The 3,211-nt window shown below is 35.4% G+C and carries 4 protein-coding genes and 1 tRNA gene; 4 read left to right on the top strand and 1 reads right to left on the bottom strand.

Features of this window, described 5'->3' with window-relative positions; genetic code table 11:
• Window positions 1-112: 112 nt before the first annotated feature.
• On the bottom strand, window positions 113-307 hold the full coding sequence (locus EKM79_RS12115) for a DUF3042 family protein (RefSeq protein ID WP_125569152.1): 195 nt from the start codon (window positions 305-307) through the stop codon (window positions 113-115).
• 84 nt (window positions 308-391) lie between these two features.
• Here EKM79_RS12115 and miaA point away from each other — a divergent pair, with 84 nt between their 5' ends.
• The 4 genes from miaA to EKM79_RS12095 all read left to right on the top strand — a co-directional run bounded on the left by miaA (window position 392) and on the right by EKM79_RS12095 (window position 3,109).
• The gene (gene miaA, locus EKM79_RS12110; protein WP_211331294.1) at window positions 392-1,318 is read left to right on the top strand and encodes a tRNA (adenosine(37)-N6)-dimethylallyltransferase MiaA; all 927 of its coding nucleotides are present in this window, start codon (window positions 392-394) and stop codon (window positions 1,316-1,318) included.
• Window positions 1,311-2,564: a methionine gamma-lyase family protein gene (locus tag EKM79_RS12105; protein ID WP_125569148.1), complete on the top strand. Its 1,254-nt coding sequence runs from the start codon at window positions 1,311-1,313 to the stop codon at window positions 2,562-2,564. Before miaA ends, EKM79_RS12105 begins: the two co-directional genes overlap by 8 nt.
• A gap of 54 nt (window positions 2,565-2,618) precedes the next feature.
• Window positions 2,619-2,888, top strand: a complete 270-nt coding sequence (locus EKM79_RS12100; RefSeq protein WP_125569146.1) for a hypothetical protein — start codon at window positions 2,619-2,621, stop codon at window positions 2,886-2,888.
• 147 nt (window positions 2,889-3,035) lie between these two features.
• A tRNA-Arg gene (locus EKM79_RS12095) sits at window positions 3,036-3,109 on the top strand.
• The last annotated feature ends 102 nt before the right edge of the window (window positions 3,110-3,211 follow it).

The following is a 3,211-nucleotide window of genomic DNA, read 5'->3' as shown; positions in this document are numbered from 1 at the left end:
GGTCCTTTTTCTATCCAGAAATTTAGACAATAAAAAAACTGGTATTGGCTTTCACCAATACCAGAAAGTTTAGACCCCCTTTTTTATTGTTTCAAATTTATTTGGTTGATTATTAACCTTGATGTGCTTGTAGACTTTTACGGTTTGCACGACGACGGTTTGCTTCAATACGGTCGTTTTCAGCATCTTCAGGTTCAATGACAGTTTTTTTGAATGCATGTAGTGCACCATATACTGCTGTCGCTGTTGTAATTGAACCAAATAAAAATCCCTTTACAAAACGAAAGTGTTTTTGTTTCTTTGCCATAATAAATACCTCCTAGTCTTTAATTCTCATTATGGCTTATTTTTAATAAAATATCTATAAAATACGATGCAGAGAGGCGATTTTTTGGAAAAAGTTATTGCAGTAGTGGGTCCAACCGCGGTTGGGAAAAGTGCATTAGGATTAAAATTAGCACAAAAGTTTAATGGAGAAATAATTTCTGGAGATTCGATGCAAATATATCGTGGCTTAGATATAGGTACTGCCAAGGATAATCCAGAGGAGCTTCTGGTTGTTCCGCATCATTTGGTTAATATTAGCGATGTGACAGAACGATATACTGTTAAAGATTTTCAGAACAAAGCAGTTAGTGTCATTAAAGAACTATCATCGAAAGGAAAAAATTCTTTTGTGGTTGGTGGTACCGGTTTTTATTTAAATTCGCTGATTCAGAATCTTAATTTGGGTGGGAATGCCAATGGTAATAATGAATTGAGAAATGATTTATTAAAAGTTGAAAAAGACGACGGCATTGATGGACTAATTAATATTTTAAAAAAAGAGGATCCTGTAGCACTTAAATCTATTGATGTATCAAATGCTCGAAGAGTTATACGAGCTATCGAGGTACATCGAGAAACGGGAAAATCAATAATAGAACAAGCAAATGGGTCTCCTTGGGCAGAGTTTTATTTGATAGGTCTAACAGACGACCGAGCAAAGTTATACGACCGAATCAATAGTCGGGTCGATAAAATGGTTAATATGGGATTATTAGACGAAGTCAGACCAGTTTTTGAAAATCGTAATAATATACCTCAAGCTAAGAATGGAATTGGTTATAAGGAGTTATTTCCATATTTTGAGGGTACTGCTACACTGGAATCATGTCTGGAAGAAATAAAAAAGAATTCCAGACACTTTGCCAAACGTCAGCTGACATACTTTCGTAATCAGATGAATGTGGATTGGTATAATATTAGTGATGAACCGGATTATCAAATAAAGGTTGAAAATCGGATCAAAGAATTTTTAGGAGGATATAATGGCTAGATGGAATGATAGTTTTCCAGTTGAATTGAAAGAAGCAATCAAACAGGTGGATAACGAAATAGCAGGAAAACTTGCTGAAATTGATGAGCGAGTATTGGATAATCAAGATAAAGTTCTTAAAGCTTTTAGGGAAGAAAGTATTGATGAAAGTAGTTTGTTAGGGACTACAGGATACGGGGATGACGATCGAGGTCGTGATCAATTAGAGGCTGTATATGCTGATGTGTTCAAGACTGAAGCAGCATTGGTTAGACCACAGTTTGTCTCTGGAACCCATACTTTAGCTACTGCATTGTTTGGTATTTTGAGACCAGGTGATAATCTACTTTACGTTACTGGTGAACCTTACGATACAATGCAAGAAGTTGTTGGAATAGCTGGTAATAAGCGTGGGTCATTGATCGATTATAAGATCGGATTTGATTCAGTTGACATGATTGGCGACAAAGTAGACTTTGAAACTATGAAAAATAAGATTAGAGAGCAAAAACCAAAAGTAGTAGCAATACAACGTTCCCGAGGATATTCGACTCGCAAGAGCCTTACAGTGGCTGAAATAGCCGAAATAATCAAAGAGGTACGTTCAGTATCCAAAGATGTAATTATTTTTATTGATAATTGTTATGGTGAGTTCTCTGAGACAATCGAACCCACTGAAGTCGGAGCAGATTTAATGGCTGGATCTTTAATTAAGAATGCCGGTGGTGGTTTAGCAAAGACTGGAGGTTATATTGTTGGTAAGAAGGATCTTGTGGAATTAGCAAGTTATCGTCTTACTGCACCTGGTATTGGTTCATCAGAAGGTGCAACGGTTGACCGTCTTGACGAAATGTTTCAAGGATTCTTCCTTGCCCCAAGAGTTACTGGTAATGCCATAAAAGGTGCTATCTTTGAAGCAGCATTGTTTGCTAAAATGGGATTAAATGTTTCCCCCAAATGGAATGATGATAGAACTGATTTAATTCAAACTATTATCTTTAATGATCCTGATAAAATGGTGAAGTTTACCAAGCTAGTACAACAATATTCTCCAATTGATTCAAATGTTGTGCCAGAGCCTAGTGAAATGTCAGGTTATGAAGATGAAGTTGTTATGGCTGCGGGAACTTTTGTCTCTGGAGCTAGTGTTGAATTTTCTGCCGATGGACCAATGCGTGACCCTTATATTATTTATATTCAAGGTGGATTAACATACGAACATGTAAAAATTGCAATTTCTAATGCATGCAAAGAATTATTTTATTAAAATGAGCTTGCCAAAGCGAACGTAAGTTCGTATAATAGTTTTTGAGGTGAGATCATGCAAAGTGTAATTCTCAAAAATTTTATTGGCGAGTTCAATAAACGATACGACAAAGACACATATAGAAGCTTAGTTTTAGTAAATAATAGTTTACTGGATCAATCTTCAATTGTTATGCGTACTTTTGATATTACTTTACGTACAACAATTGAAAAGCAAATATTTGGGATTTCACCAATGAATTCTGATTTGATTCATGATTTGGTTCAAGATGCTGGAAAATCTCTGCCGATCGACGAAAAAAATGTTCAATATAGAAGTGTTTAGTATAACGAGGAAAGCCTATGATTGTTACTTCACTGGCTTTCTTTTTTGTATTTAAAACTATAAACTTATCTACCCATAAAAAAATAAATTTTTTTAATTTTTCCCGTTGCAATTTTTAAATCCATTCTCTATAATAGAACAAGTGATGTCACAGTGGCTCAGTTGGATAGAGCAACGGTCTTCTAAACCGTAGGTCGTGAGTTCGAATCTCACCTGTGACATAATAAAAAAGAGACGATGTCGTTATGAAGTGCAAGACAAAAGTTAGACAAAATTAAATATTTAAGCTGCTAAAGCATGTTCCCGGTATTCTACTGGTGACA

It is taken from the genome of Companilactobacillus insicii, from assembly GCF_003946015.1.
Lineage (GTDB): Bacteria > Bacillota > Bacilli > Lactobacillales > Lactobacillaceae > Companilactobacillus > Companilactobacillus insicii.
This window is presented reverse-complemented; position numbering and strand designations above follow the sequence as displayed.

Bases quoted from the DNA above. Each gene is read 5' to 3' on its own strand.
- EKM79_RS12115 (WP_125569152.1), bottom strand. From the start codon at position 307: ATGGCAAAGAAACAAAAACACTTTCGTTTTGTAAAGGGATTTTTATTT.
- EKM79_RS12105 (WP_125569148.1), top strand. From the start codon at position 1,311: ATGGCTAGATGGAATGATAGTTTTCCAGTTGAATTGAAAGAAGCAATC.
- EKM79_RS12100 (WP_125569146.1), top strand. From the start codon at position 2,619: ATGCAAAGTGTAATTCTCAAAAATTTTATTGGCGAGTTCAATAAACGA.